This is a genomic window from Streptomyces sp. Je 1-369 (genome assembly GCF_026810505.1).
In the GTDB taxonomy this organism is placed as follows: domain Bacteria; phylum Actinomycetota; class Actinomycetes; order Streptomycetales; family Streptomycetaceae; genus Streptomyces.
The window spans coordinates 2,420,284-2,445,629 of the sequence record NZ_CP101750.1 but is presented as its reverse complement, the minus strand read 5'-3'; the positions used below and the strand labels follow the sequence as shown (position 1 = coordinate 2,445,629).

At 71.8% G+C, this 25,346-nt stretch carries 22 protein-coding genes; 13 read left to right on the top strand and 9 right to left on the bottom strand.

The annotated features are described in order from the left end of the window. The first annotated feature begins 44 nt into the window (after positions 1-44). The 4 genes from NOO62_RS11185 (at position 45) to NOO62_RS11170 (ending at position 3,115) form a co-directional block, all read left to right on the top strand. The gene (locus NOO62_RS11185; RefSeq protein WP_268770731.1) at positions 45-410 is read left to right on the top strand and encodes an Rv2175c family DNA-binding protein; all 366 of its coding nucleotides are present in this window, start codon (positions 45-47) and stop codon (positions 408-410) included. Positions 411-486: 76 nt separating this feature from the next. After that, positions 487-1,143: a thiamine phosphate synthase gene (gene thiE / locus NOO62_RS11180; protein ID WP_268770730.1), complete on the top strand. Its 657-nt coding sequence runs from the start codon at positions 487-489 to the stop codon at positions 1,141-1,143. Positions 1,144-1,246: 103 nt separating this feature from the next. Beyond that, positions 1,247-2,164 carry a methylenetetrahydrofolate reductase [NAD(P)H] gene (metF, locus tag NOO62_RS11175; protein WP_268770729.1) on the top strand — a complete coding sequence of 306 codons (918 nt, stop codon included), beginning with the start codon at positions 1,247-1,249 and terminating at the stop codon, positions 2,162-2,164. A gap of 54 nt (positions 2,165-2,218) precedes the next feature. After that, on the top strand, positions 2,219-3,115 hold the full coding sequence (locus NOO62_RS11170; RefSeq protein WP_268770728.1) for a hypothetical protein: 897 nt from the start codon (positions 2,219-2,221) through the stop codon (positions 3,113-3,115). Positions 3,116-3,185: 70 nt separating this feature from the next. On the opposite strand, the gene NOO62_RS11165 is transcribed toward NOO62_RS11170, so the two are convergent. The 5 genes from NOO62_RS11165 to NOO62_RS11145 all read right to left on the bottom strand — a co-directional run bounded on the left by NOO62_RS11165 (position 3,186) and on the right by NOO62_RS11145 (position 9,146). After that, positions 3,186-4,685, bottom strand: a complete 1,500-nt coding sequence (locus NOO62_RS11165) for a phytoene desaturase family protein (protein ID WP_268770727.1) — start codon at positions 4,683-4,685, stop codon at positions 3,186-3,188. 30 nt (positions 4,686-4,715) lie between these two features. Beyond that, positions 4,716-5,330 (bottom strand): DUF4126 domain-containing protein, encoded by a 615-nt coding sequence (locus tag NOO62_RS11160; RefSeq protein WP_268770726.1) that lies wholly within the window; start codon positions 5,328-5,330, stop codon positions 4,716-4,718. A gap of 234 nt (positions 5,331-5,564) precedes the next feature. Next, on the bottom strand, positions 5,565-6,185 hold the full coding sequence (locus NOO62_RS11155; protein ID WP_268770725.1) for a TetR/AcrR family transcriptional regulator: 621 nt from the start codon (positions 6,183-6,185) through the stop codon (positions 5,565-5,567). Between the two features lie 65 nt (positions 6,186-6,250). Further along, positions 6,251-8,335 carry a YhgE/Pip domain-containing protein gene (locus tag NOO62_RS11150; RefSeq protein WP_268770724.1) on the bottom strand — a complete coding sequence of 695 codons (2,085 nt, stop codon included), beginning with the start codon at positions 8,333-8,335 and terminating at the stop codon, positions 6,251-6,253. Next, positions 8,307-9,146 carry an ATP-binding cassette domain-containing protein gene (locus tag NOO62_RS11145; protein ID WP_414930799.1) on the bottom strand — a complete coding sequence of 280 codons (840 nt, stop codon included), beginning with the start codon at positions 9,144-9,146 and terminating at the stop codon, positions 8,307-8,309. The genes NOO62_RS11150 and NOO62_RS11145 overlap by 29 nt, the downstream gene beginning before the upstream one ends. A 166-nt stretch (positions 9,147-9,312) precedes the next feature. Between NOO62_RS11145 and NOO62_RS11140 the strand changes: the two genes are divergently transcribed. The 3 genes from NOO62_RS11140 to NOO62_RS11130 all read left to right on the top strand — a co-directional run bounded on the left by NOO62_RS11140 (position 9,313) and on the right by NOO62_RS11130 (position 11,426). Continuing rightward, positions 9,313-9,858, top strand: a complete 546-nt coding sequence (locus NOO62_RS11140) for an SAV_6107 family HEPN domain-containing protein (RefSeq protein WP_268770722.1) — start codon at positions 9,313-9,315, stop codon at positions 9,856-9,858. Between the two features lie 99 nt (positions 9,859-9,957). After that, positions 9,958-10,737, top strand: a complete 780-nt coding sequence (locus NOO62_RS11135) for a class I SAM-dependent methyltransferase (protein WP_268770721.1) — start codon at positions 9,958-9,960, stop codon at positions 10,735-10,737. A 275-nt stretch (positions 10,738-11,012) separates the two neighbouring features. Next, a complete protein-coding gene (locus tag NOO62_RS11130; protein ID WP_268770720.1) occupies positions 11,013-11,426 on the top strand; it encodes a DUF3040 domain-containing protein in 414 nt (137 codons plus the stop codon). A 96-nt stretch (positions 11,427-11,522) separates the two neighbouring features. On the opposite strand, the gene NOO62_RS11125 is transcribed toward NOO62_RS11130, so the two are convergent. From NOO62_RS11125 to NOO62_RS11110, 4 genes are all read right to left on the bottom strand, one after another. Beyond that, positions 11,523-13,949: a DUF3488 and DUF4129 domain-containing transglutaminase family protein gene (locus tag NOO62_RS11125; protein ID WP_268770719.1), complete on the bottom strand. Its 2,427-nt coding sequence runs from the start codon at positions 13,947-13,949 to the stop codon at positions 11,523-11,525. Positions 13,950-14,043: 94 nt separating this feature from the next. Further along, positions 14,044-15,408 carry a DUF58 domain-containing protein gene (locus tag NOO62_RS11120; protein ID WP_268770718.1) on the bottom strand — a complete coding sequence of 455 codons (1,365 nt, stop codon included), beginning with the start codon at positions 15,406-15,408 and terminating at the stop codon, positions 14,044-14,046. Further along, positions 15,408-16,430: an AAA family ATPase gene (locus NOO62_RS11115; protein WP_268770717.1), complete on the bottom strand. Its 1,023-nt coding sequence runs from the start codon at positions 16,428-16,430 to the stop codon at positions 15,408-15,410. The genes NOO62_RS11120 and NOO62_RS11115 overlap by 1 nt, the downstream gene beginning before the upstream one ends. A 239-nt stretch (positions 16,431-16,669) precedes the next feature. Then, positions 16,670-17,224 (bottom strand): beta-class carbonic anhydrase, encoded by a 555-nt coding sequence (locus tag NOO62_RS11110; protein WP_268770716.1) that lies wholly within the window; start codon positions 17,222-17,224, stop codon positions 16,670-16,672. 422 nt (positions 17,225-17,646) lie between these two features. Here NOO62_RS11110 and rsmH point away from each other — a divergent pair, with 422 nt between their 5' ends. The 6 genes from rsmH to mraY are packed head-to-tail and all read left to right on the top strand — an operon-like array spanning position 17,647 to position 25,345. Next, positions 17,647-18,606 carry a 16S rRNA (cytosine(1402)-N(4))-methyltransferase RsmH gene (gene rsmH, locus NOO62_RS11105; protein WP_268770715.1) on the top strand — a complete coding sequence of 320 codons (960 nt, stop codon included), beginning with the start codon at positions 17,647-17,649 and terminating at the stop codon, positions 18,604-18,606. A gap of 46 nt (positions 18,607-18,652) precedes the next feature. Continuing rightward, complete coding sequence (locus NOO62_RS11100; RefSeq protein WP_268770714.1) at positions 18,653-19,216, top strand: septum formation initiator family protein; 564 nt, start codon at positions 18,653-18,655, stop codon at positions 19,214-19,216. A gap of 5 nt (positions 19,217-19,221) precedes the next feature. Beyond that, positions 19,222-21,186, top strand: a complete 1,965-nt coding sequence (locus NOO62_RS11095; protein WP_321170566.1) for a peptidoglycan D,D-transpeptidase FtsI family protein — start codon at positions 19,222-19,224, stop codon at positions 21,184-21,186. A 19-nt stretch (positions 21,187-21,205) separates the two neighbouring features. Next, positions 21,206-22,858: a UDP-N-acetylmuramoyl-L-alanyl-D-glutamate--2,6-diaminopimelate ligase gene (locus NOO62_RS11090; protein ID WP_268770712.1), complete on the top strand. Its 1,653-nt coding sequence runs from the start codon at positions 21,206-21,208 to the stop codon at positions 22,856-22,858. A gap of 4 nt (positions 22,859-22,862) precedes the next feature. Beyond that, on the top strand, positions 22,863-24,278 hold the full coding sequence (locus NOO62_RS11085; RefSeq protein ID WP_268770711.1) for a UDP-N-acetylmuramoyl-tripeptide--D-alanyl-D-alanine ligase: 1,416 nt from the start codon (positions 22,863-22,865) through the stop codon (positions 24,276-24,278). Then, entirely contained in the window at positions 24,275-25,345 is a 1,071-nt protein-coding gene (gene mraY, locus NOO62_RS11080) for a phospho-N-acetylmuramoyl-pentapeptide-transferase (RefSeq protein ID WP_055565239.1), read from the top strand. The genes NOO62_RS11085 and mraY overlap by 4 nt, the downstream gene beginning before the upstream one ends. The last annotated feature ends 1 nt before the right edge of the window (position 25,346 follow it).

Sequence of the window (25,346 nt, the reverse complement as noted above, 5' to 3'; positions counted from 1 at the left end):
GGTGCCACCCGGTGCGTGTCAGTGGCCGGAGATACGCTTGACCCGTGACCGAGATTGACGCAAAGACCGATGCTCTCGTCCCCGAGTGGCTGCACCTCCCCGACATCGCGGAGATGCTCGACATCGAGGTGACCCGTGTGCGCCAGCTGGTCAAGGAGGGCCAGGTGATCGCCGTGCGCCGCGGGGAGAACCGGGCGCTCCAGGTGCCGGCCGCCTTCATCGACGGCGACAAGGTCGTCAAGGGCCTCAGCGGCACCCTGACGCTCCTGCGGGACGACGGTTTCTCCGACGAAGAGATGCTCGAATGGCTCTTCACCCCCGACCCGAGCCTGCCCGGCACCCCCGCGCAGGCGCTGAGCGAGAATCGCGGCACGGAGGTGAAGCGCCGCGCCCAGGCGCTCGCCGTCTGACCTGAACACATCGTCCGGTGTGCGGGCCGCTGATCCCACGCGGCCCGCACACCACCGACAACGGGGGGACCTCTCCATGGCCGCAGACCGCCGCGACCGGCTCGCCGACGCCCGGCTCTACCTGTGCACGGATGCCCGCAGGCGCCAGGGGGACCTCCCCGAGTTCCTCGACGCCGTCCTCGCGGGCGGCGTCGACATCGTGCAGCTGCGCGACAAGGGCATGGAGGCCGGCGAGGAGCTGGAGCACCTCCGAGTCTTCGCGGACGCCGCCTGCAGGCACGGCAAGCTCTTCGCCGTGAACGACCGCGCGGACGTCGCCCACGCCATCGGCGCCGACGTGCTGCACCTCGGCCAGGGCGACCTGCCCGTCCCCGCGGCCCGCGCCATCCTCGGCGGCAGCGCCGACGTGCTGATCGGCCGCTCCACGCACGCCGAGTCGGAGGCCGCCGCGGCCGCCGTCCAGGAGGGCGTGGACTACTTCTGCACGGGACCCTGCTGGCCCACGCCCACCAAGCCGGGCCGCCATGCCCCGGGCCTCGACCTGGTCAGGTACACGGCCTCGCTCGGCACGGACCGCCCCTGGTTCGCCATCGGCGGCATCGACGCGGACAACCTCGACGAGGTCCTCGACGCGGGCGCGCGGCGCGTCGTCGTCGTACGGGCGATCACCGAGGCCGACGACCCCGGAGCGGCGGCCGCGGAGTTCGCGAAGCGGCTGCGCGACGCCGGGTGAGGCGTGGCCCGGGAGTGTCCGATCCGTGGACAAGAAACCGGCAAACCGGCCAAAACTTCCGGCCCCGGTTGGGGGACCGCCCGGGCCTGGCTAACCTGCCCATATGGCCCTAGGCACAGCTTCGACCAGGACTGACCGTGCGCGCACGGTTCGCGACATGCTCGCGACCGGTAAGACGACGTTCTCGTTCGAGTTCTCCGCGCCGAAAACCCCGAAGGGGGAGCGGAACCTCTGGAACGCGCTGCGCAGGGTCGAGGCGGTCGCCCCGGACTTCGTCTCCGTGACCTACGGTGCGGGTGGTTCCACCCGCACCGGCACGGTCAAGGAGACCCAGCAGATCGTCGCCGACACGACGCTGACGCCGGTCGCGCACCTGACGGCGGTCGACCACTCCGTGGCCGAGCTGCGCAACATCATCGGGCAGTACGCGGACGCGGGCATCAGGAACATGCTCGCGGTCCGCGGCGACCCGCCCGGCGACCCGCTCGGCGACTGGATCGCCCACCCCGAGGGCCTCACCTACGCCGCCGAACTGGTCGAACTCATCAAGGAGTCCGGCGACTTCTGCGTGGGCGTCGCCGCCTTCCCGGCGATGCACCCGCGCTCGCCCGACTGGGAGACCGACACCCGGCACTTCATCGACAAGTGCCGGGCAGGCGCGGACTACGCGATCACGCAGATGTTCTTCGACCCCGAGGAGTACCTGCGGCTGCGCGACCGCGTCGAGGCGGCGGGCTGCGCCACGCCGATCATCCCCGAGATGATGCCGGTCACCAACGTCCGCCAGCTCGACCGGCTGCCTCAGCTCAGCAACGCCGTGTTCCCGGCCGAGCTGAAAGAGAGGATCCTCGCGGTCAAGGACGATCCCGCCGCTGTACGCTCCATTGGCATCGAGTTCGCGACGGAGTTCTGCGCGCGGCTGCTGGCCGAAGGTGTGCCGGGGCTGCACTTCATCACGCTCAACAACTCCACGGCGACGCTGGAAATCTACGAGAATCTGGGCCTGCACCACCAGGCCTGAAGCGGTCGTACCCGTACCCGTACCAGCGGGCGGCCGCAGGGGAGAGGGGCGTACATGGGCTGGACGGTCCTCTACATCGCGTTCGCATTCGTCGCGCTGTGGCTGCTCGGCGAGGTGCTGTTGCAGTACAAGGCCAGGCTGCGCTGGCGCCTGCTGGCCTTCGTCGGCTTCCTCGGTGTCGTCGTCGGCGTGCTGATTCCGTCGGTGTGGATCATCGGGCTGGGTGCCATCGCCTTCGCCACGGGCCAGACGTACGTGACGCTGTCGTTCCGCAAGGGCTTCTCCACCGGCTGGGCGCTCGGCGGACGGCCGGGCCTGAGCAAGCGCCGCAGGGCACCGGCGCGGGCCGCCGCCAAGGAGCCGACGCTGCAGGTCTCCGACCTGGAGTACGAGCAGGTCCCGCCGCCCCCCGCGCACGGCCCCGACATCCCTGACGTCCCCGACGTTCCCGGGGGCGGGGTGTACGCGCCGGAGCCGATGCCCGACGACACCGGTCAGTACGGCGTGTACAACGACGCGGCCCACGCCCCGCCCGCGGCGGGCAACGCCCACCAGAGCGAGGGCTACGGCTACGACGCGGCGGCCTTCGGCGGCTACGACCAGCAGAACTACAGCTACGACGAGACGGGCGGCCAGCAGTACGCCGCCTACTCCGACCCGTACATCGGCACGCAGACCTACGGCGCCCGGCAGAGCTACGACACCTACGGCGACCAGCAGCAGTACGCCCCCTACGGAGGCGACACGTACAGCGGCGGGCTCGGCGGGACGTACAGCGACAGCACGTACACCGACACGCCGCCCGGCGGCGTCTGGGTGCCGCAGCAGCGCAGCACCGACGACCAGTACAGCGGCGAACTGCCGCCGGAGCAGCCCTACCCCTACCAGGGCGGACACCCGGGCGACCACCACGACGGCTCGGGCTACAACGAGCAGCAGTACCGCTACTGAGCCCTGCCGAGCGGATCCGAGCCCTGCCGATCCGGTCTGAGCCCCGCCGAGTCCGGCGGGGCCCGGACACTCACTGGGAGCCGCGGAACTCCGGCCCCTCGACGATCAGCCCCGCCACCAGCGTGCCCGACATGCCCGCGTGGGGCAGACCGCCGCCCGGATGGGCCCAGCCGCCGACCGCGAAGAGACCCGGCAGACGCGTGCTGTTGGACGGCTGCAGGAGCCCCCCGGCGGCCGCGGCGAGCGCCGGCGCGGGAACGGCGCCGCCGTGCGCGCCGGTGGCCTCCGCGACGTCCGCCGGGGTGCGGACCTCGTGCCACAGCAGACGGCTCCGCAGCTCCGGGACCACGTCCTCGGCGCGGGTGATCACCCGCGCCACGTCCTCGGCCGTCACCTCCAGGTGGGCGGGCACCGTCGCCGTGAGCGTCACCGCCTCGTGTGCTGCGTCCGGTGTCAGCTCCGGGTCGTCGGGGCGGAGCACCGCGAGCGTGGGGGAGGCGGGCAGTCCGGGCCGCTCTCCGAAGAGGCGGTCCAGCTCGTCCTGACGGTCGGCCGAATGCAGCACCGTGCGCAGCGGCGTGCCCTCGGGGCGCGCGCCGGACAGGGCCAGGAAGATCGTCAGACGGCTCGGCAGACCGGAACGCGCCGGAACGTCACCCTCCGCCCGTATGTTCACACCGGACAGCATCCCGTCCAGGACCGAGGGGGCGACCCCGGCGACCACGAAGTCCGCGTCCGCGGTGGTGCCGTCCGCGAGCTCCACGCCCGCCGCCCTGCCGTCCTTCTCGACGATCCGCGTCACCGCGGCGCCGAACACGAACTCGACCCGCCGGGCCACACACCGCTCGTACACCGCGCGGGCCAGGGCGCGCATGCCGCCCCGCGCCGACCAGGTGCCGAACGTCTGCTCCAGATAGGGCAGGACCGCGGCGCTCGCCGGAGTCGCACGGGGATCCAGGCCCTGCGCCAGCGCGAACTGCTCCAGGAGCGCCACCAGCCGCGCGTCACCGCCCAGCTCCAGCTCGCCGACCTCGCTGAGCGTGGCCGCCCTGCGCTCACGGCGCAGCAGCCGCTTGTGAGGCACCGAGGGGTAGGGCTCGCGGTCGGCGAGCACCTCCCAGTTCGGCCACAGGGGCTCTTCGAGGAGGGGGCGGCGGGTGCGGTCCCAGGCCTCCCTCGCGCGGTCCATGAACGCCGACCAGCGCGCGCCCGCGCCCGCGCCGAGAGCCGTGTCCAGGGCCTCGCCGACGCCCGCGCGTGAGGCGTTCGGCAGGTCGGCCGTGGTGCCGTCCGCGAAGACGTGGCGCACGGCGGGCTCCACCTGGGACAGCTCGACGCACTTCTCCAGGGGCTCCTTGCCCGTCTTGACGAACAAGTCGCGGTACACCGCGGGGAGGTGCAGCAGCCCCGGGCCCGTGTCGAACGAGAAGCCGTCCCGCTCGACGCGGCCCACCGCGCCGCCGAACGTCTCCCCGCGTTCGTACACCACCACCCGGTGGCCCGCGACGGCCAGCCGGGCGGCCGCCGACATCGCGCCGAGACCTGCGCCGATCACCACAATCCGTGCCATGCCAGGGACTTTATCGGCAGCCACTGACAGTCACGGCGGCGGCGCCCCCACCCGCTCCGCGAGCCGCTTCTCCTCGCGCCGCTGCGCCCTGCGCCGCCAGAACCGGCGGATCCGCGAGACGAGGAAGAACAGCAGGAACAGGCCGATCACCAGCAGCACCGCGGCGATGATCGCCGCGGCCTCCGGATAGAACATCGCGAAGCTGATGAGGCCGCCGACCCCGAGGTCCTCGGCCGTGCTCATCACGACGTTGCTGAACGGTTCGGGCGAGGTGTTGACCGCCATCCGCGTCCCGGCCTTCACCGCATGGCTGGCCAGCGCGGTCGACCCGCCCACCGCGCCCGCCGCCAGATCCGACAGCGACCCGCTCTGGCCCGCGAGCAGCGCCCCCACCACGGCGCCCGACACCGGCCGGATCACGGTGTGCACCGTGTCCCAGACCGAGTCGACGTACGGGATCTTGTCGGCGACGGCCTCACACAGGAAGAGCACGCCGGCCGCGATCAGGACATCGGGCCGCTGGAGCGCCTCGGGAACCTCGTCGCTCACACCGGTCGCTCCGAAGACGCCGAGCAGCAGGACCACGGCGTACGCGTTGATCCCGCTCGCCCAGCCGCTGGTGAACACCAGGGGGAGTACGGACACGGACGTGATCGTAACCATTTGTGAACGTATCGGCCTGGGGATGAACACGGACGACTGAGTATCCGTACTCAGTGAGTGAGATGAGTACCCGCACGGATGGGCTCCCACCTGCGGAGACGGAAGAGTGTGGGGCACGGAGAAGGGCGCGGCGCCGGTACCGCCGACACGGGGCGGCGGAACCGCGCCGCGCCCTTGGCCGTCCTGGAGAGATCGAAAGAGATCGAAGAAGCAGGTCTACGCGCGCGTGCCGCTGACCCGGCCCTGCAGCAGCCGCGACAGTGCCGCGTGCACGTCGTCGAGCGAGCGCTCCGGCTGGAAGGCCTGCCAGTCCAGCGCGGCGACCAGCACCATGCCGACGAGCGCCGCGGCCGTCAGCGGGATGTCGATCTCGTCGCTGAGCTCACCGCTCTCCACGCCCGCCCGCAGTACGTCCTCGACCACCGCGACGGCCTGCTGCCTGACCACGAGCAGGGTGGACTGCCACGCGCGGTTGGTCCGCCACAGCTCGGCCACGTAGAGCTGTGTGAAGGCCGGATAGCGGTTGATGAAGACCAGGCCGGCCCGGATCATCGCGTCGAGGGCGTCGACCGTGCTGCCGCCGCTCCTCGCCGCCTCCTCGGAGGCCTCCTTCAGGGAGGCGGTCAGCAGGCCGACACCGTGCCGCAGCAGCTCTTCGAAGAGGACCGATTTGCTCGCGAAGTTGTAGTAGACGGTGCCCTTCGCGACTCCGGCCCGCTCGGCGATCTCGTCGACCGTCGTGGCCGAGAAGCCCTGTTCCGCGATGAGGGTGACCGCGGCCTCGTAGAGCTTCTGCCGGGTGGCCTCGCGGCGGGTGCTGCCTGCACTGCTGTCCATGGTCCTGATTCTCACAGGTCGCGCCGGGCCGCCCGGCCCCGTCGTGCGCACGGAGTGGGCGCCGCTCACAGCGTCAGCTCCGGGTGCAGCCGGTCGAGGGTCCACACCTGCTTGCGGCGTGCGGAGAGCGCGGTGAGGGCGAGGGCGCCCAGGGTGAAGGCGGTCAGCACCGCGCAGCCCTGCCAGACGGGACCGAGGCCGCCGCCCGTGATGAGTCTCCGGAGAGCCTCGACGACGTAACTCATCGGCAGGAAGGGGTGGATCGCGCTGAAGAAGCCGGGGCTCGTCTGAACGGGGTACGTGCCGCCCGCCGACGTCAGCTGCAGCATCAGCAGGGCGAGGACGAGGATGCGTCCGGCCGCTCCGAAGCGGGCGTTGAGCCACTGCACGATCGCCGCGAAGCACGCCGTCACCAGGAACAGGAAGCCCACCGTCCCGGCCGCCCGCTCCATCTGCAGACCGATGCCCCAGTGCAGTACGGAGAGCAGCGCCGCCGTCTGGAGCACCCCGAGGGCGGCCACCGGGAGCCAGCCCGCGAGCGCGATGCGCCACGCGGAGGCGCCCGCGGCGAGCGCGCGCCGGTTGAGCGGCTGGATCAACATGTACGCCACCATCGCGCCGACCCACAGGGAGAGCGGGATGAAGTACGGGGCGAATCCGGTCCCGTAGTTGGGTGCCTTGTGCAGCGACTGGGAGGCGAGCTGCACGGGGTCGGACATGACGCCCGTACGTTCGTCACGGTCCTTCTTGTCGTAGTCCGGGATCTTCTTGACGCCGTCGTGCAGTCCGCCGGACAGCTTCGACGACCCGTCGGCGAGCTTGAACATGCCGCCCTTGAGGTCGCTCGCGCCGGTCTCCAGCTTGCCGATGCCCTCGTCGAGGTCGTTGGCGCCGGTGCTCGCGGTGCCGAGGCCGGTGTGGATCTTCTTGGCGCCCTTGGCGACCTCGCCCGCGCCCTTGTTGAGGTCGTTGATCTGGGTGACGGCGGTGTTCAGGTCCTCGTCGAGGTGCGGGGCGCGGTCGGCGAGCGCCTGGGACTTCTTCTCCAGCGCGGCCAGGTGCTTGTCGAGCTTCTTGACGTCGCTGTTCTGGTCCTTGATGACGGTGTTCATGTCGTCCGCGATGGTCGACACGTCCTCGGCGGCCGTCCTGGCCTTCTTGAACCGCGCGCAGTGGGGATCGGGGACGGGGGCCTTCTCGCACCGCTCGCGGTAGAAGTCGCCGATGACCCGGGAGCCGTCCTTGGCGCCCTCGGCCGCCACGGGCGCCAGCTCGACCCAGGTGGACAGGTTGCGGCGCATCGCCTTGGAGGAGTCGGCGACCAGCTGCGCCGTGTCCCCGATCGTCTTGCCGTTGTCCTTCAGGAAGGGCCGCACCTGGTCCGCCGTGCCGTTGACCTTGTCGGCCAGCTTCTGCGTACCGTCCGCGACCTTCTTCGAGCCGGTCTGGAGCCTGCCCGCACCCTTGTCGAGCTTCTCGACGCCACTGGACAGCTTGCCGCTGCCGTCCTTGGCGTCCCCGAGGCCGTTCGCGAGGTCCTTGGAGCCCTTCTTCGCCTTGCCGATGCCGCTGTCCAGCTTGTCGGCGCCGTCGGCGGCCTTCTGCGTGGCCCCGTGGATGTCGGAGAACGAGATGAAGATCTTGTCGAGGAACGAGCGCGAGGCCTTCGTGGACGCGGCGGAGCGCACCTCGGAGAAGACCGTCCGCGAGATCTGCCCGACGATGTAGTTGTTGGCGTCGTTCGTACGGACCCGCAAGGCACCCGTCTCGGGGGAGTCCCCCGAACTCGACGCGATGCGCTTGCTGAAGTCCGTGGGCATCGTCAGGGACAGGTAGTACGTGCCGTCCTCGACGCCCCTGCGCGCCTCGGCGTCGCTCACCTCGTGCCACTCGAAGGTCTTGCTGTCGCGCAGCCCCTCGACGATGTTGTCGCCCGCCGCGAGCTTCTTGCCCTGCGCGGTGGCGCCCTTGTCGTCGTTGACGAGTGCCACGGGGATGCGGTCGAGGCGGCCGTAGGGGTCCCAGAAGGACCACAGGTACAGGGCTCCGTACAGCAGGGGCAGCAGCAGGAGTGCGACGAGCGCGGCGCGCGGCAGCTTCCCCCTGCCGAAGCGCCTGAGCTCAAGCGCGGCGAGCTTCGGCGAGCGCATCCGCCGCCTCCTTGTCGTCGGAGCGGTCGTCGGATCGGTCGTCGGGACGTGCGTCGGCACGGGCTTCGGAACGTTCGTCGGGGCGGGAGCCGGTGCGGACCACGACCGCGCCCTCGGGGGCCTCGCTGCACACCGCCACGACGGTCATGCCGTGGTCCGTGAGGGACGCCAGCATTCCCCAGGCCTCGGCCCGTTCGGCGTCGGAGAGCTTCAGGTCGGTGTCGTCGACGCCCAGCACGCGCGGGCGGCCGATCAGGGCCAGCGCCACCGAGAGCCGCAGCACTTCGAGCCGCTCCAGATCGCGCACCGCGGTCCGCCGCCCCTTGGGCAGCGTCTCCGGGTCGAGCCCGGCGGCGGCCAGTGCCGCGTCGACGCGCAGCCGCGCCTCGTTCCTCCGTTCGCCGCGCGGCCGCAGGAGTCCACGCAGCGAACCCCCGAACCGCCGCTGCAGCAGCGCGCGTTCGCGCAGGTGCTCGCCGACGGTCAGGGCAGGGTCGAGGTCGGTGACACCGGGCACGGGCCCGAGCCCGCTGATCCCGCGCACCGCGGCCAGCTGCTTCGGCAGGCGGAAGCGCCCCACGGACGCATGGCCCTCAGTGGCACGCATACGTCCCGTCAGCGCGAGCAGAAGACAAGTGCGGCCCGACCCCGAAGGGCCCTCCAGAGCGATCAGCGACCCGGGCTCCGCACGGATCCCGATGCCGCGGAACGCCCAGCCGCGCGGACCCTTGAGCCCGAAGTCCTCGGCGGTGACGGCGGCTCCCCGCGCGCCATCGGTCGGACCGTCCACAGTCCCCCCCTGCCCCTTCATCGCGCCGGGCGCACCCGCACCGGCTTTTGAACTGACTGGTCAGTACAAAAGTAAGCCCGAACCCCCGGCCGAGGCAAAGGCCCAGGTCAGAGCCGATTGTCAGTGGCGTACTCCACGATGGGCACATACGGCCACTGCGCCGTCACACGACGACAGGAGGTTCGTCATGGCCAGCACTTCCGCAGCCGCCCACCGGCACCGCGCCGTCGGCCCTGCTCCCTCACTGACCGGCCCGGCGAGCGATGTCCACCCCGTCCTGCGCCGCGCGACCGCCCCGCCCGCCGCCCTCGAACTGCTGGCCCAGGCCCGCGCCGGCATCGACGAGGCCGCCCGCCTGGAAGCCCCGCACGAGCGCTACGCCACCGCACACCTCGCCGCCCTGCGCACCGCCGCCGCCGTCCTGGCCGCCCGCGGCCGCCCCGAGACGACCGCGCGCCGCAGGCAGCGCATCCGCAGCGCCTGGGAAGTCCTCCCCGAAATAGCCCCCGAACTGACCGAGTGGAGCGCCCTGTTCGCCTCCGGTGCCGCCCGCCGGGCCCGCGCCGAGGCGGGCATAGCGGCCGCAGCCACCACCCGCGACGCCGACGACCTGCTCCGCGACGTCGCGATGTTCCTGCGCATCGTCGAGCGGATGCTCGTGCTCCAGCCCGTGCTGCCCCAGCCCCGGCAGGAGTCCCAGGACGCGGGCCGGGAGCCGCCGGACGCGGGCTGACCGGCGCGTCCGCACGGTGGGACACGTGGCCCTGGCACCACGGCGCAGGCAATAGGGTGGAGCCATATCCGCACCCCACGCGCCGAGGAGTCACCTGCCGTGTCGGACCCGATGCGCCCCCGCGCTTCTCTTCGTACAGCAGTGGTCTGGGACGTCCTGAAGGACGCCCTGGACCGCCGGGTCAAGGCCACCGGTAGGGAGTCGCGCACCGAACTCGACGTGCTCGACACCGGCGGCGGCAGCGGCAACTTCGCCGTGCCCGTCGCCCGGCTCGGCCACCGCGTCACGGTCGTCGACCCCAGCCCGAACGCGCTGTTCGCACTGGAGCGCCGCGCCGCCGAAGCAGGCGTCGCCGACCGGGTCCGCGGCGTCCAGGGCGACATCCTCGGCCTCTTCGACGTCGTCGAGCGGGGCGGCTTCGACGCGGTCCTGTGCCACGGCGTCCTGGAGTACGTGGACGACCCCGCCGAGGGCGTCCGCCTCGCCGTCGACGCGCTGCGCCCCGCCGGCATCCTCAGCCTGCTCGGGGCGGGCCTCGGCGGCGCCGTGCTCGCCCGCGCCCTCGCCGGGCACTTCAAGGAGGCGCAGACCGCACTCGCCGACCCGGCGGGCCGCTGGGGCGCAGGCGACCCCGTGCCGCGCCGCTTCACCGCCGAGCAGCTCACCGCGCTCGTCGAGTCCGCGGGCGTGCGCGTCGACGCGGTGCACGGCGTCCGCGTCTTCGCCGACCTGGTCCCCGGCGTCCTCGTGGACACCGAGCCTGGCGCCATGGAGGCCCTCCTCCAGCTGGAGGCCGCCGCGGCCGAGCTGCCCGCTTTCCATGCCGTGGCCACCCAGCTGCACGTGCTCGGCGAGGCACGGGAGACGTCCGCGACCTGAGCTGCTCCCGTGGCTCACCGGCTGATCAGGGGCGCAGCCGCACATGGAGTACGCCACAGGCCCCCCGAACGGGCTACGGGCGCCGTATGATCGAGGGACACCGTTCTGCATGACGGTTCGGCCGCTGGGGAATGCACGCTTCAGCGAGCCGGAGCGGAGTGAAGGTCCGGTTTGGCGAAGTTGGCGTAGAGGGGCGGGTTTCACGGGGGCGATTCCCTGCCTATCCTGAAGGGGACCCCCGGTCGCCCCGGCGACTGCACGATGAGGAGGACTCCGTGCCGCTCTCGGAGCACGAGCAGCGCATGCTCGAGCAAATGGAGCGAGCGCTGTACGCCGAAGATCCCAAGTTCGCGACAGCGCTTGAGGGAAGCGGGCTGCGCACGTACACCCGGAAGCGGGTCTACCAAGCGGTCGTGGGCTTCCTTGTGGGCATCGCCCTTCTCATGTCCGGAATGGTCGCCCAGCAGATCTGGATCAGCGTGGTGGGGTTCCTCGTCATGCTGGGCTGCGCGGTGCTCGCCGTCACCGGCTGGCGCAAAGCGCCGAAACCGGGCGAGCAGGCTTCGGGCACGGCCGCCGCGCCAGGTGGGGCAGCGGCCCCACGGCCGGCGAGGCAGCGCCGCTCCGTCATGAACCGGATCGAGCAGCGGTGGCAGCGTCGCCGCGACGAACAGCAGGGCGGTCAGTGAGCCCAGCGGCTCACGCCTGACCGAACAGACGTAGGTACGTGTGAGGGGCGGCCACCCACTGGGTGGCCGCCCCTCACACATGTACGGACCCGCGCCTCAGTTCTCCTGGCCGGCCCGGCGCGGCAGCTTCCGTGCGAGCGCCGACCACCGCTTGGCGGTCCGCTCGCGCCACCGCTCCCCGAACGCCGCCCACCGGTCCGAGGCCGCCCACACCACCCGCGCGGCCGAACGCGGCGCGAGCGTCACCCGCAGTCGCGTCGTCCGGCCCACCGAAGCGTTCAGGCCGTCCTGGACGCGCCGGACGTCCTCGGCGAGGCCCGCCGCGGGCTGCGGATGCGGAGCGTAGAGCACCTGCTCCACCGCGGCCGCCACCCGATGGACGGCCTCCGCGGGACCACTGGCCAGCTGCCCCACGCGGACGATCCGCGCGGCGGCCTTCCGCGGGGTCTGTGACTCGTCCGGCGCAATGCCGTGGTCCCAGGCCGTATCGGTCACTTCCAGCCAGGCGGCCAGCGTGCGCGCCGCCGCGTCCCGCGGGGTGCGGCCGCCGGAACCCAGGCGCGCGGCCCGGACCCTGGTCCGCCACAGCAGGGGCAGCAGAGGCAGGGTGAGGGCGAGCAGCGCCGCCAGACCGATGCCCACGATCATCGCGACGGGCGGCCCGTCATCGCCCGAACCACCCGCGATCGCCGGGGCGATGCTCGCGCAGCCGCCCTGCTTCTTCTGGTCGGGCGGGCAGGTGTCCGCGGCGGAAGGCGCCGTGGAGGGCTCGGAGGAGGTGGAAGGCTCCGGGGTGTCCGGGTCGTCCGTGTCGCCGGACGGGACGTCCGCGCGGGTGTAGTCCGGCACCGTGCCGCGGCTCGGCGTCGGCTCGAAACGGGTCCAGCCCACGCCCTCGAAGTACAGCTCGGGCCAGGCGTGCGCGTCCCGCAGCCCGACCGACATCGAACCGTCCCCCTCGGCCGTGCCCGGAGTGAAACCCACCGCGACCCGGGCCGGTATCCCCAGCGTCCGTGCCATGGAGGCCATCGCGAAGGAGAAGTGGACGCAGAAGCCCTCCTTCTGCTTCAGGAACCGCTCGATCGCCGAGGGACCGCTGCCCGCGCGCACCTGCGTGTTGTACGTGAACCCGCCGTCCGACGCGAAGTAGTCCTGGAGCTTGACCGCCTGCTCGTACGGGTTCCCGGCGCCCTTGGTGACCTGACGGGCCCGGTCCGCGACCAGCTGGGGCAGCGAGTCCGGCACCTTCGTGAACTCGCGCCGCAGATCGTCGGGCGGCTCGGGCGCGGCCGCGAGCTGCTCGGCCGTGGGCTCCACGACCAGGCTCTTCACCTTGTACTGCGCACCCCGCGTGGTCTGGCCCCGGTCGCCCACGAGGGCGCGGCCCACCGGCTCGTACCGCCAGCGGCCGTCGATCTCCACCTGGCTGGCGGGGAACGGCATCGGGAGCCAGTTCTGCGCGTAGCTGTCGGCGGCCCCGATGTTCGTCTGGATCTCGGTCCTGCGGACGTCGGGGCGCAGCCCCTGGGGGGTCGGCAGCGGCGACGGCACGTCCTGGATGCGCCGGACGGTGGTCTTCCACGTCGTGCCGTCGAACTGGTCGAGGGAGACGATCCGCAGATACATCCCGTCGGTCGTGTCGGCGTTCGTGCGGTACGACAGGACCTCGCGGTCCTCCGGCTGGTTCAGGCTGTCCTGGAGCGCCACCAGCGGATTGACCGCCGAGATCGTTCCGCCGCCGCCCGATCCGTCACCGCCCGCACCGCCGGAGCCGTCAAGCAGACCGCCGTCCAGGGCGGGCAGCGCGAGCGGCACCACCAGGGCGATGCCCAGGGCGACGGCCCCGATGCGGCGCCCCGTGCGGACCGGGGCGAGTGCCCCGCCGTCGCTTTCCAGGCCCGCGCTGACCCGCCCCGGCGCGCGCGCCGCGCCGCCGAAGACACGGCCCCACTGCGAGAGCCGGTCCCGGCCCTCGGCCAGGAGCAGCAGCAGATATCCGGCGGCCGCCAGCAGGAACCACAGCCATCCCGCGCCGCCGTCGGAGAGCCCCGCCGCGACCGAGTACAGGGCGAGCAGCGGGAGTCCGGCGGGGGCCGCCGTACGGAAGGTCACCGCGAGCGCGTCCACCGCGAGGCCGATCACCAGCACGCCGCCGACCAGCATCAGCCGGATGCCGTCGCTGAGCGGCGCCGGGATCATGTACTGGCTGACGTCGTTGCCGCCCGCTTCCAGAAGCGTCCCGAACCTGCGGAACACGTCCGGCCCCGGCACGATCCCGGCCAGCGCCTGTTCGCGGGCGAACACCAGCGTCAGCAGGAACAGCGACACCAGGGCCTGCACCGCCACGGTCAGGGGCCTGGCCAGCGGCACCCGCCGGGCCAGCGCGCCCACCCCGCTCTGCAGCACGAGCAGGACGATCGCCTGCAAGAACCACGTCGCCGGATCGACGAGCGGCAGCAGCGAGCCCGACGCCATCAGCGTGGCCGCCGTGGCGCAGACCGCGAGCCGCGCGCGTCCGCTCATGAAAGTTCCCCCACGTCCCTGGCCCCCACGTCCCTGACCCCCACGTCACTGACCCTCACGACACTGTCTTTCACGGTCCAACGGCCCCGGCCGTTCATGCCCAACCCCCGGTCGTGCCCGCGGCGGCCGCGGGCCCCGCGGCCGCGCGGGCGTGGTCCGCCTGCCGCCACAGGTCCGCGAAGCCCACCCCGGGCGGCACCATCAGCGCCGCCCACCCCGCCTCGCGGAGCATCTGCACGCGCGCCTCACCGGCACCGGACGGCAGAGCGCCGGGACCCTGCGCCCACGCCGCGCTGTCCAGCACGAACGCGACCGCGGAGCCGCTGCGTCGGCGCATCTTGGCGACCACCGCGGCCTGCTCCTCCGCCAGGTCGCCGAGGAAGGCGACGAGGAGGCCTTCGTTCCCGCCGCGCAGCACGTCGTACGCCCGCGAGAGCCCCGCACCGTCCGAGTGGTCGACCACCGCGAGCGTGTCCATCATCAGTCCGGCCGCGTCCGCCGACTCCTGGCTGGCCCCCGCGAAGCCGTCCGAGCCCTCACCCGGCACCGAGGCGCCCGTGTCGGTGAGCAGACGCACCGAGAAGCCCCGTTCGAGCATGTGCACCAGGGTCGACGCCGTGCCCGACACCGCCCACTCGAAGGCCGAGTCCGGTCCAGCGCCCCGGAACCCGGCGGCCCGGGTGTCAAGGAGCACCGTGCAACGGGCGCGCTGCGGCTGCTCCTCGCGGCGCACCATCAACTCGCCGTAGCGCGCCGTGGAGCGCCAGTGGACCCGGCGCAGGTCGTCGCCGTGCCGGTAGCCGCGCGGGATGACGTCGTCCTCGCCGGCCAGGGCAAGCGAGCGGTTGCGCCCGTCGCCGTACCCCTTCGCCTCACCGGTGAGCCGCACCGGAGGCAGCGCCTCCACGCGCGGGATGACCGTCAGGGTGTCGTACGTCGAGAAGGAACGCGTCAGCTCGCACATGCCGAACGGGTCCGTCAGGCGCAGCTGCAGCGGGCCCAGCGGGTAGCGGCCCCGCAGGTCGGAGCGGACGCGGTAGGACACCTCGCGCCGCCCGCCCGCCTCGACGCGGTCGAGCACGAACCGGGGTCGCGGCCCCAGCACGTACGGCACCCGGTCCTGGAGCATCAGGAGCCCGGTGGGCAGCCGCGAGACGTTGTCCATCCGCAGATGGACGCGGGCCTCCGAACCGGCCGGCACGCGCGCGGGGGACAGCCTGCGGCTGCCCGCCACGCGGTACCGGGTGCGGAACAGGACGGTGGCGCACACCAGGGGCAGCACGGCGAGCAGCAGCCCGACGCGCAGCAGGTCGCTCTGGCCCAGAACATAGGCGCAGATGGCGGCGGCGACACCGGCCGCGAGGAAGGAACGGCCGCGGGTGGTCAGTCCCGCGAGAGCCGTGCGCACCCCGCCCTTCTCGCCCTCGGCGGGGCCCGCCGGCCTCCCCCCGGCCGTCATCACAGCCTCCGGGCGCCGGGCGGCTGCTGGTTGAAGTAGGCGTTCGGAGCCGGCTGCGCCGCGGCGGGCACCGGGGTGTGCTGCAGGATCTCCAGGACGACGGATTCGGCCGTGCGCCGGTTCAACTGGGCCTGTGCCGTGGGCAGCAGGCGGTGCGCGAGGACCGCGACGGCCAGGGCCTGCACGTCGTCCGGGAGGGCGAACTCACGGCCGCTCAGGGCGGCGGAGGCCTTGGCGGCGCGCAGCAGGTGCAGCGTCGCGCGCGGGGACGCCCCAAGTCTGAGGTCCGGGTGGTTGCGGGTCGCGGAGACCAGGTCCACCGCGTACCTCCGCACGGGCTCGGCCACGTGGACCGTGCGCACCGCGTCGATGAGCTTCACGATCTCGTGCGCGTGCGCCACCGGCTGGAGGTCGTCCAGGGGTGAGACACCGCCGTGGACGTCGAGCATCTGCAACTCGGCCTCCGGCGCCGGATAGCCGATCGAGACGCGCGCCATGAAGCGGTCGCGCTGCGCCTCGGGCAGGGGATAGGTCCCCTCCATCTCGACGGGGTTCTGCGTGGCCACCACCATGAAAGGACTCGGCAGTTCGTACGTCTGCCCGTCGATGGTGACCTGGCGCTCCTCCATGGACTCCAGGAGCGCGGACTGCGTCTTCGGAGACGCGCGGTTGATCTCGTCGCCGATCACGATCTGCGCGAAGATCGCGCCCGGTTTGAACTCGAAATCCCTGCGCTGCTGGTCGAAGATGGACACCCCGGTGATGTCCGACGGCAGCAGGTCCGGCGTGAACTGGATCCGCCGCACGGAACAGTCGATGGACCGCGCGAGTGCCTTGGCGAGCATGGTCTTGCCCACGCCCGGCACATCCTCGATGAGCAGGTGCCCCTCCGCCAGGAGCACAGTCAGCGAAAGCCGTACGACCTCTGGCTTGCCCTCGATCACACCCTCCACCGACCTGCGGACACGCTCCGCGGTCGTGGTCAGATCTGTGAGGCTCGCTCGATCGTCATAGGTCGTCACCCGGCCCTCCTCGGCCCTTCCCCGAGCTCACGAGGAGCAGGGGATACCCCATGTCCGGGCCGGACGCTCGCGCGCACGACCCGGTCCACCCAGAATTCATCGGCAGCACGCGGGAATGGTTCCGCGTGATGCCACCCCCGCATTGTTGTTGGGCATACCGGGTCGTGTCACTCGCCTGTGGATAACTGGCGGCGAATTGTCGGGCCTTGCGGCCCTTTGTCAGTCACGCCCCTTGTCGGTCACGCAGGGTCGATCTCCCGCAGCAGACCCGTCTTCACGTCGAAGACAAAGCCCCGGACGTCGTCGGTGTGCAGCAGGAACGGCGAGGTCCGCACCCGCTCCATCGACTGCCGTACGTCCTGGTCCACGTCCCGGAAGGCCTCCACCGCCCAGGCGGGGCGCTGTCCGACCTCCATCTCCAGGTCGTGCCGGAACTCCTCGGTGAGGGACTCCAGGCCGCAGGTGGTGTGGTGGATCAGCACGACGCTGCGGGTGCCGAGCGCGCGCTGGCTGATGGTCAGGGAGCGGATGACGTCGTCGGTGACCACGCCGCCCGCGTTGCGGATGGTGTGGCAGTCACCGAGGTCGAGACCGAGGGCGCCGTGCAGGTCGAGACGGGCGTCCATGCACGCGACGACGGCGACCTGGAGGACGGGCCGCGCGTCCATGCCGGGGTCGGTGAACCGGGAGGCGTACTTCCCGTTGGCTTCGACGAGGCGGTCGGTGACGCCTCCGACGGCTATGGCGCCGGTCGTGTCGGGCGTGCGGTCCGGGGAGGCTGCGGAAGTCGACATGGCTACGACGTTAATGCGCGCTGATCGTCCGGGCCCGCTGTGAGGAGGGACAAAGAACGTCAAAGACTCTTGTTGTGAGCTAACCCACAGGGGGTCCCGAAGATGCAGCTGAACGGGTGAACCAGCCGGTTCGAGACCCCCGCCCGCGACCCGTGCGCGACGCGCAGGCCGGTTGATTGACCGCGAGACACGGTGGACTAAAGTGACGCGAAGCGGGAGACGTGACCTGCTCCCCACTGGACCGCACATCCCGGGGATTCCCAGAATCCCCCCACGTGCGCGGCGCGTACGTACGGCTCGGCCTCCTCCCGCTCCCGGTCGGCTGACGCCACTTCCCCGGCGCCAGCAGTCCATTCCCCTTCACGGAGCGGGTGGGGACCCGGCGGTGCGTACGCACGCCGCGCCGGACCTGAGAGGGCCCCTTGAGCGACAACAGCCGACACGTCCCGGTGATGCTTCAGCGATGCCTGGACATGCTGGCCCCCGCGCTCGCCGAGCCGGGCGCCGTCGTCGTCGACTGCACCCTGGGCCTCGGCGGCCACAGCGAGGCCCTCCTCACCACCTTCCCCTCCGCCCGCCTCGTCGCCCTGGACCGCGACAAGGAAGCGCTGCGCCTGTCCGGCGAACGCCTCGCCCCCTACGGCGACCGGGCCACCCTGGTCCACGCGGTCTACGACGAACTCCCCGACGTACTCGACCGCCTCGGCATCCCACGCGTCCAGGGCGTCCTCTTCGACCTCGGCGTCTCCTCCATGCAGCTCGACGAGGCGGACCGCGGCTTCGCGTACGCCCAGGACGCCCCCCTCGACATGCGCATGGACCAGACCACCGGAGTCAGCGCCGCCGAGGTGCTCAACACCTACGCGCCGGGCGAACTGGTGCGGATCCTGCGGGCGTACGGCGAGGAGAAGCAGGCCAAGCGCATCGTGAGCGCCGTGGTGCGCGAGCGCGAGAAGGAGCCGTTCAGCAACAGCGCCCGACTCGTCGAACTCATCCGCGACTCCCTGCCGCAGGCCGCCAAGCGCACCGGCGGCAACCCCGCCAAGCGCACCTTCCAGGCCCTGCGCATCGAGGTCAACGGCGAGCTGAGCGTCCTGGAGCAGGCCGTCCCCGCCGCGGTGAAGTCGCTCGCCGTCGGCGGCAGGATCGCCGTCCTGTCGTACCAGTCGCTGGAGGACCGCCTCGTCAAGCAGGTGCTCGCGGCCGGCGCCGCGACGACCGCGCCGCCCGGCCTGCCCGTCGTACCCGAGCGCTACCAGCCACGGCTCAAGCTCCTGACCCGGGGTGCCGAACTCCCCACCGAGGAAGAGATCGCCGAGAACCGCAGGGCGGCACCGGCCCGGCTGCGGGGCGCCCAGCGCATCCGCGAAGACGTCGGATAGCCGCTGCCCGCGCAGAACCCCTGATCAGAGGCCGCGAGGAGGCTCCATGAGCAAGAAGCCCGAGCTGCGGGGGAGGGCCGCCCGCCTCGCGCGGCTGCTGCCCCAGGGCCCGAGCCAGGCCGCACGGACCCCCTTCGTGCTCCTCGTGGTCCTGCTCCTCGGCGGTGGCCTGATCGCGCTGCTCATCCTGAACTCCTCCCTCAACGAGGGCTCGTTCCAGCTGAGCGAGCTGAAGAAGGAGACCAAGGACCTCACCGAGGAGGAACAGGAGCTCCAGCGCGAGGTCGACGGCTACGCGGCCCCCGACGCCCTGCAGCGCCGCGCCCAGGAGCTCGGCATGGTCCCCGGCGGCGACCCGGCCTTCCTGAACCCCGACGGCACCGTCCGCGGCGTCCCCGGCACCGCGGCCCGCCCCTCCTCGCTGTCGTACCCCGCGCCCCGCCCGCAGGAGGTCGCGTCCCCCGCCGCCACCGTCTCCCTCCCGGCCACGCCCCCGCCGTCCTCCGCGGCCCCGGACCCGGCCGCCCCACCGCCGCCCGCGCAGCCCGCCGACAGCCACGCTGCCCAGGCCCCCACGACTCCCCGGCCCACGACGACCTCCGGCAGGTGACGCAAGTGTCCGACAGGGAACCCCCGCGGCGCCGGGTGCCAGGACCGGCGAAGCCCGTCAGGCCCGCACGGCCCGGCGCGCCCCGCCGACCTGCCCAGGGCGGCCGCCCCGCCGCCCGCCGCCCCGCCGCCAAGGGAAAGGGCAAGGCCCGCACCATCCGCCTGGGCAGCCCCCGGCCGCGCCTGCGCATGGTCAGCCTCGGACTCACGCTGGTGATGCTGGCCTTCGTCGTACGGCTTCTCCAGGTGCAGGCCGTCGACGCGAGCGCGTACGCCGCCAAGGCCGAGAAGAACCGCTACTTCACCCACACCCTCACCGCCGAGCGCGGGCGGATCACCGACCGCGGCGGCGTCGAGATGGCCGCCAGCGTCGACGCGTACGACATCACGGCCGACCCCACGCTCTTCGCGCCGAAGGAGGCCAAGACCAAGGACGCGCCCGAACAGGCCGCCGCGCTCCTGGCCCCCATCCTCGGCAAGGACACCGCCGAGCTCACCAAGAAGCTCAAGACCCCCGACACGCGCTACGTCCTGCTCGCCCGCCGCCAGACACCCCAGGTGTGGAAGCAGATCAAGGACCTGCGCGGCGCGCTCGCCGAGCGGGCGGGCGCCGACCCGGCCTCCCCGAACGTCCTGGCCGGCGTCCTGGCCGACCCCAGCAGCAAGCGGGTCTATCCGAACGACGAGCTGGGCGCCGGGATACTGGGCTGGGTCAACTCCGACGGCAAGGGCGCGGGCGGCCTGGAGGCGCAGCTCGACAAGCAGCTGGCGGGCGAGGACGGCAAGATCCGCTACGCGCAGTCCGGTGGCCGCCAGGTGCCGACCGCGGGCTCCACGGAGACGCCCGCCGTGCCCGGCTCCGACGTCGAGCTCACCATCGACCGCGACATCCAGTGGGCCGCGCAGAACGCCATCAGCGAGCAGGTCAAGAAGTCCAGGGCCGACCGGGGCTACGTGATAGTGCAGGACACCCGGACCGGCGAGGTCCTCGCCATGGCCAACGCCCCCGGCTTCGACCCGAACGACCTCTCGCAGGCCAACGGCGCGGCCCTCGGCAACGCCGCCCTCCAGGACGCCTTCGAACCGGGTTCCACCGCCAAGGTCATGTCGATGGCCGCCGTCCTCGAGGAGAAGGTGGCCACCCCCGGCACGCGCGTGACGGTGCCCAACCGGCTGCACCGCGGCGACCGCCTCTTCCAGGACGACATCGACCACCCCACCTGGCACCTGACGCTCAACGGCGTCCTCGCCAAGTCGTCCAACATCGGCACGATCCTCGCCACCGGGGAGCTGGGCAGGACACAGAAGGACGTCAACAAGGTCCTCTACTCGTACCTGCGCAAGTTCGGCCTCGGCAAGGAATCCGGGCTCGACTTCCCCGGCGAGACGTCCGGCATCCTCGCGCGCCCCGCCAAGTGGTCCACCTCGCAGCAGTTCACGATCCCCTTCGGCCAGGGCTTCTCCCTCAACGCCATGCAGGCCGCCTCCGTCTACTCGACCATCGCCAACGGAGGCGTACGCGTCGAACCCACCCTGGTGCGCGGCACGAAGGGTCCCGACGGCCGCTTCACGCCCGCGCCCAGGCCGAAGAAGAACCGCGTCGTCAGCGAGAAGACCGCGAAGACCGTGGCGCAGATGCTGGAGTCCGTCGTCGACGACGAGGAGGGCACCGGCACCAAGGCGCGCATCCCCGGCTACCGCGTCGCGGGCAAGACCGGTACGGCCAACCGGGTCGATCCGGAGACCGGCCGCTACAAGGGCTACACCTCGTCGTTCGCCGGCTTCGCGCCCGCCGACAAACCGCGCGTCACCGTCTACTGCGCCATCCAGAACGCCACCAAGGGCAGCTACTTCGGCGGCCAGATCTGCGGCCCCATCTACAAGGAGGTCATGGAGTTCGCCCTCAAGACGCTCCAAGTCCCGCCCACCGGAAGCGGCCCGGCCCGTCTGCCGGTGACCTTCAAGCCCTGAGACCGACCAGGAACCACCCGTGACAACGATCACCCCCGACCCGGGGAACCGCCCCCCGGCACGCCCCTCACTTCGCTCCGAGAGGGGTACGCCCGGTACGCTCACCGCCGTGCCACACGCTGATCAGTCCCAAACCACCCAGAAGGGCGCTCCCGTGACATATCCGGGACCGCCGCGGCCGGACCGGGTCTCACCGGCCTCGCTGACCGAGCTCGCGGGCCAGCTGGGCCTCGCCGACCCGGGCAGCGCGCAGATCACGGGCATCACGCACGACTCGCGCGCCGTCCGTCCCGGCGACATCTACGCCGCGCTGCCCGGCGCCCGCATGCACGGCGCCGACTTCGTCGCGCAGGCCGCCGACCTCGGCGCCGCCGCGGTGCTCACCGACCCGACGGGCGCCGAACGCGCGGCCGCCACCGGCCTGCCGGTCCTGGCCGTCGACGACCCGCGCGGCAGCATGGGCGAGCTCGCGGCGACGGTCTACGGCCACCCAGGACGCGACCTGCTGCAGATCGGCATCACCGGCACGTCCGGCAAGACCACGACCGCGTACCTCATCGAGGGCGGCCTCAAGGGCGTGCGCTCGACCGGTCTCATCGGCACGGTCGAGATGCGCATCGGCGACGAGCGCATCAAGTCGGAGCGCACGACCCCCGAAGCCACCGACCTCCAGGCGCTGTTCGCGGTGATGCGCGAACGCGGCGTCGAGGCGGTCGCCATGGAGGTCTCCAGCCACGCGCTGGTGCTCGGCCGGGTGGACGGCTGCGTCTTCGACGTCGCCGTCTTCAACAACCTCAGCCCGGAGCACATGGAGTTCCACTCCGGCATGGAGGACTACTTCCAGGCCAAGGCGCAGCTGTTCACCAAGCACCGCTCGCGCGTCGGCGTGGTCAACTTCGACGACGAGTACGGGCGCAGGCTCATCACCGAGTCGGAGGTGCCCGTCACCACCTTCTCCGCCGAGGGCCACCCCGACGCCGACTGGCGCGCCGAGGACGTCGAGGTCGGGCCGCTCGACTCGACGTTCGTCGCCGTCGGACCCAAGGGCGAGCGCATCAACGCCAAGTCGCCGCTCGCGGGCCCCTTCAACGTCGCCAACACCCTCGCCGCGATCGTCTCGCTGGCCGTCGCCGGGCTCGACCCGCAGCAGGCCGCCGACGGCGTCGCCGCGGTGCCCGGCGTCCCCGGCCGCCTGGAGCGCATCGACGCCGGCCAGCCCTACCTCGCCGTCGTCGACTACGCCCACAAGACGGACGCCGTCGAATCGGTCCTGCGCGCCCTGCGCAAGGTCACCGAGGGCAAGCTGCACATCGTGCTCGGCTGCGGCGGCGACCGCGACAAGACCAAGCGGATGCCGATGGGCGCGGCCGCGGCCCGCCTCGCCGACACCGCCGTACTGACGTCGGACAACCCGCGTGGCGAGGACCCCCTCGCGATCCTCGCCACGATGCTCGCCGGCGCCGCCGACGTGCCGGCCCACGAGCGCGGCGACGTCGCCGTCTTCGAGGACCGGGCCGCCGCCATCCGTGCCGCCGTCGTCCGCGCCAGGCCGGGCGACACCGTCCTGGTCGCGGGCAAGGGCCACGAGCAGGGACAGGACATCGCCGGGGTGGTGCGTCCCTTCGACGACCGCCAGGTGCTTCGCGAAGCTATCCAGCAAACCCAGGGATGAAGTTGTGATCGCCCTCTCCCTCGCCGAGATCGCCACCGTCGTCGGCGGGCAGACGTACGACATACCGGATCCGGCCGTCCAGGTCACAGGACCCGTCGTCCGGGACTCCCGTGAGGTGGAGCCCGGCAGCCTCTTCGTCGCCTTCGTCGGCGAGCGCGTCGACGGCCACGACTACGCGGCCGACGTGGTCGCGGCGGGCGCGGTCGCCGTGCTCGCCTCGCGGCCCGTCGGCGTGCCCGCCGTCGTCGTCGACGATGTGCAGGCGGCCCTCGGAGCCCTCGCGCGCCACGTCGTGGAGCGGCTCGGCGCCACGCTGGTGGCGCTGACCGGATCGGTCGGCAAGACCAGCTCCAAGGACCTCCTCGCGCAGGTGCTCCAGCGCAAGGCGCCCACGGTCTTCACGCCGGGCTCGCTCAACAACGAGATCGGCCTGCCGCTGACCGCGCTCAGCGCCACCGACGAGACGCGCTTCCTCGTCCTCGAGATGGGAGCGCGCGGAATCGGCCACATCCGGTACCTCGCCGGTCTCACCCCGCCGAAGATCGGGCTCGTCCTGAACGTCGGCACCGCCCACATCGGCGAGTTCGGCGGCCGCGAGCAGATCGCGGTCGCGAAGGGTGAGCTGGTGGAGTCGCTGCCCGCGGACGGGGCCGCGATCCTCAACGCCGACGACCCGCTCGTCCGCGCCATGGCTTCCCGCACGAAGGCACGCGTCCTCCTCTTCGGGGAGTCCGACGACGCCGACGTACGGGCGGAAAATGTCCGGCTCACAGAGAACGGACAGCCTGCTTTTACGCTGCACACACCCTCCGGGTGCAGCGACGTGACCTTGCGGCTGTACGGTGAGCACCACGTGTCGAACGCGCTTGCCGCGGCCGCCGTCGCCCATGAGCTGGGCATGTCCGTGGACGAGATCGCCCTCGCGCTCTCCGAGGCGGGCACGCTGTCCCGCTGGCGGATGGAGGTCACCGAGCGCCCCGACGGCGTGACGGTCGTCAACGACGCCTACAACGCGAACCCCGAGTCCATGCGAGCCGCCCTGCGCGCGCTCGTGGCCATGGGCAAGGGGCGTCGTACGTGGGCGGTGCTCGGCCACATGGCCGAGCTCGGGGACGAGGGGCTCGCCGAGCACGACGCGGTCGGACGCCTTGCCGTCCGGCTCAACGTGAGCAAGCTCGTGGCAGTCGGGGGCAGGGAAGCGTCCTGGCTCCAACTGGGCGCATACAACGAGGGTTCGTGGGGTGAGGAGTCGGTGCACGTGTCCGACGCACAGGCGGCGATCGACCTGCTGCGCAGCGAGCTGCGCGCAGGAGACGTCGTACTGGTGAAGGCGTCCAGATCGGTCGGTCTCGAGAAGGTCGCCACGGCGCTTCTCGACGACGCCGCGGTGTCTTCTGAGGGGCAGGTCTCCGGCCGATGAGGCAGATCCTCTTCGCGGGTGTGATCGGGCTCTTCCTGACCCTGGTCGGTACCCCGCTGCTGATCAAGCTCCTGGCCCGCAAGGGCTACGGCCAGTTCATCCGGGACGACGGCCCGCGCGAGCACCACAGCAAGCGCGGTACGCCGACCATGGGTGGTATCGCCTTCATCCTGGCCACGCTCATCGCCTACTTCCTCACGAAGGTCATCACCGGCACGGAGACGACGCTCTCCGGCCTCCTGGTGCTCTTCCTGATGGCGGGCATGGGCCTCGTCGGCTTCCTCGACGACTACATCAAGATCGTCAAGCAGCGCTCGCTCGGTCTGCGCGCCAAGGCGAAGATGGCCGGTCAGCTGATCGTCGGCATCGGCTTCGCCGTGCTCGCGCTGAACTGGCCGGACAACCGCAACCAGACCCCGGCCTCCACCAAGCTGTCGTTCGTCACGGACTTCGGCTGGTCGATCGGCCCGGTCCTGTTCGTGGTCTGGGCGCTGTTCATGATCCTCGCGATGTCGAACGGCGTGAACCTCACCGACGGTCTGGACGGCCTCGCCACCGGCGCCTCCGTGATGGTCTTCGGCGCCTACACCTTCATCGGTGTCTGGCAGTACCAGGAGTCCTGCGCCAACGCGGTCACCCTGACCAACCCCCAGGCGTGCTTCGAGGTACGGGACCCCCTCGACCTCGCGGTGGTCGCCTCCGCACTCATGGGCGCCTGCTTCGGCTTCCTGTGGTGGAACACCTCGCCCGCCAAGATCTTCATGGGCGACACCGGCTCCCTGGCCCTCGGCGGCGCGCTCGCCGGCCTCGCGATCTGCTCCCGCACGGAGCTGCTCCTCGCGCTCCTCGGCGGCCTCTTCGTGATGATCACCATGTCGGTCGTCATCCAGGTCGGCTCGTTCAAGCTCACCGGCAAGCGCGTCTTCCGGATGGCGCCACTCCAGCACCACTTCGAACTCAAGGGGTGGTCCGAGGTCCTTGTGGTGGTCCGCTTCTGGATCATCCAGGGCATGTGCGTGATCGTCGGTCTCGGACTCTTCTACGCGGGATGGGCAGCCGAAAAGTGAC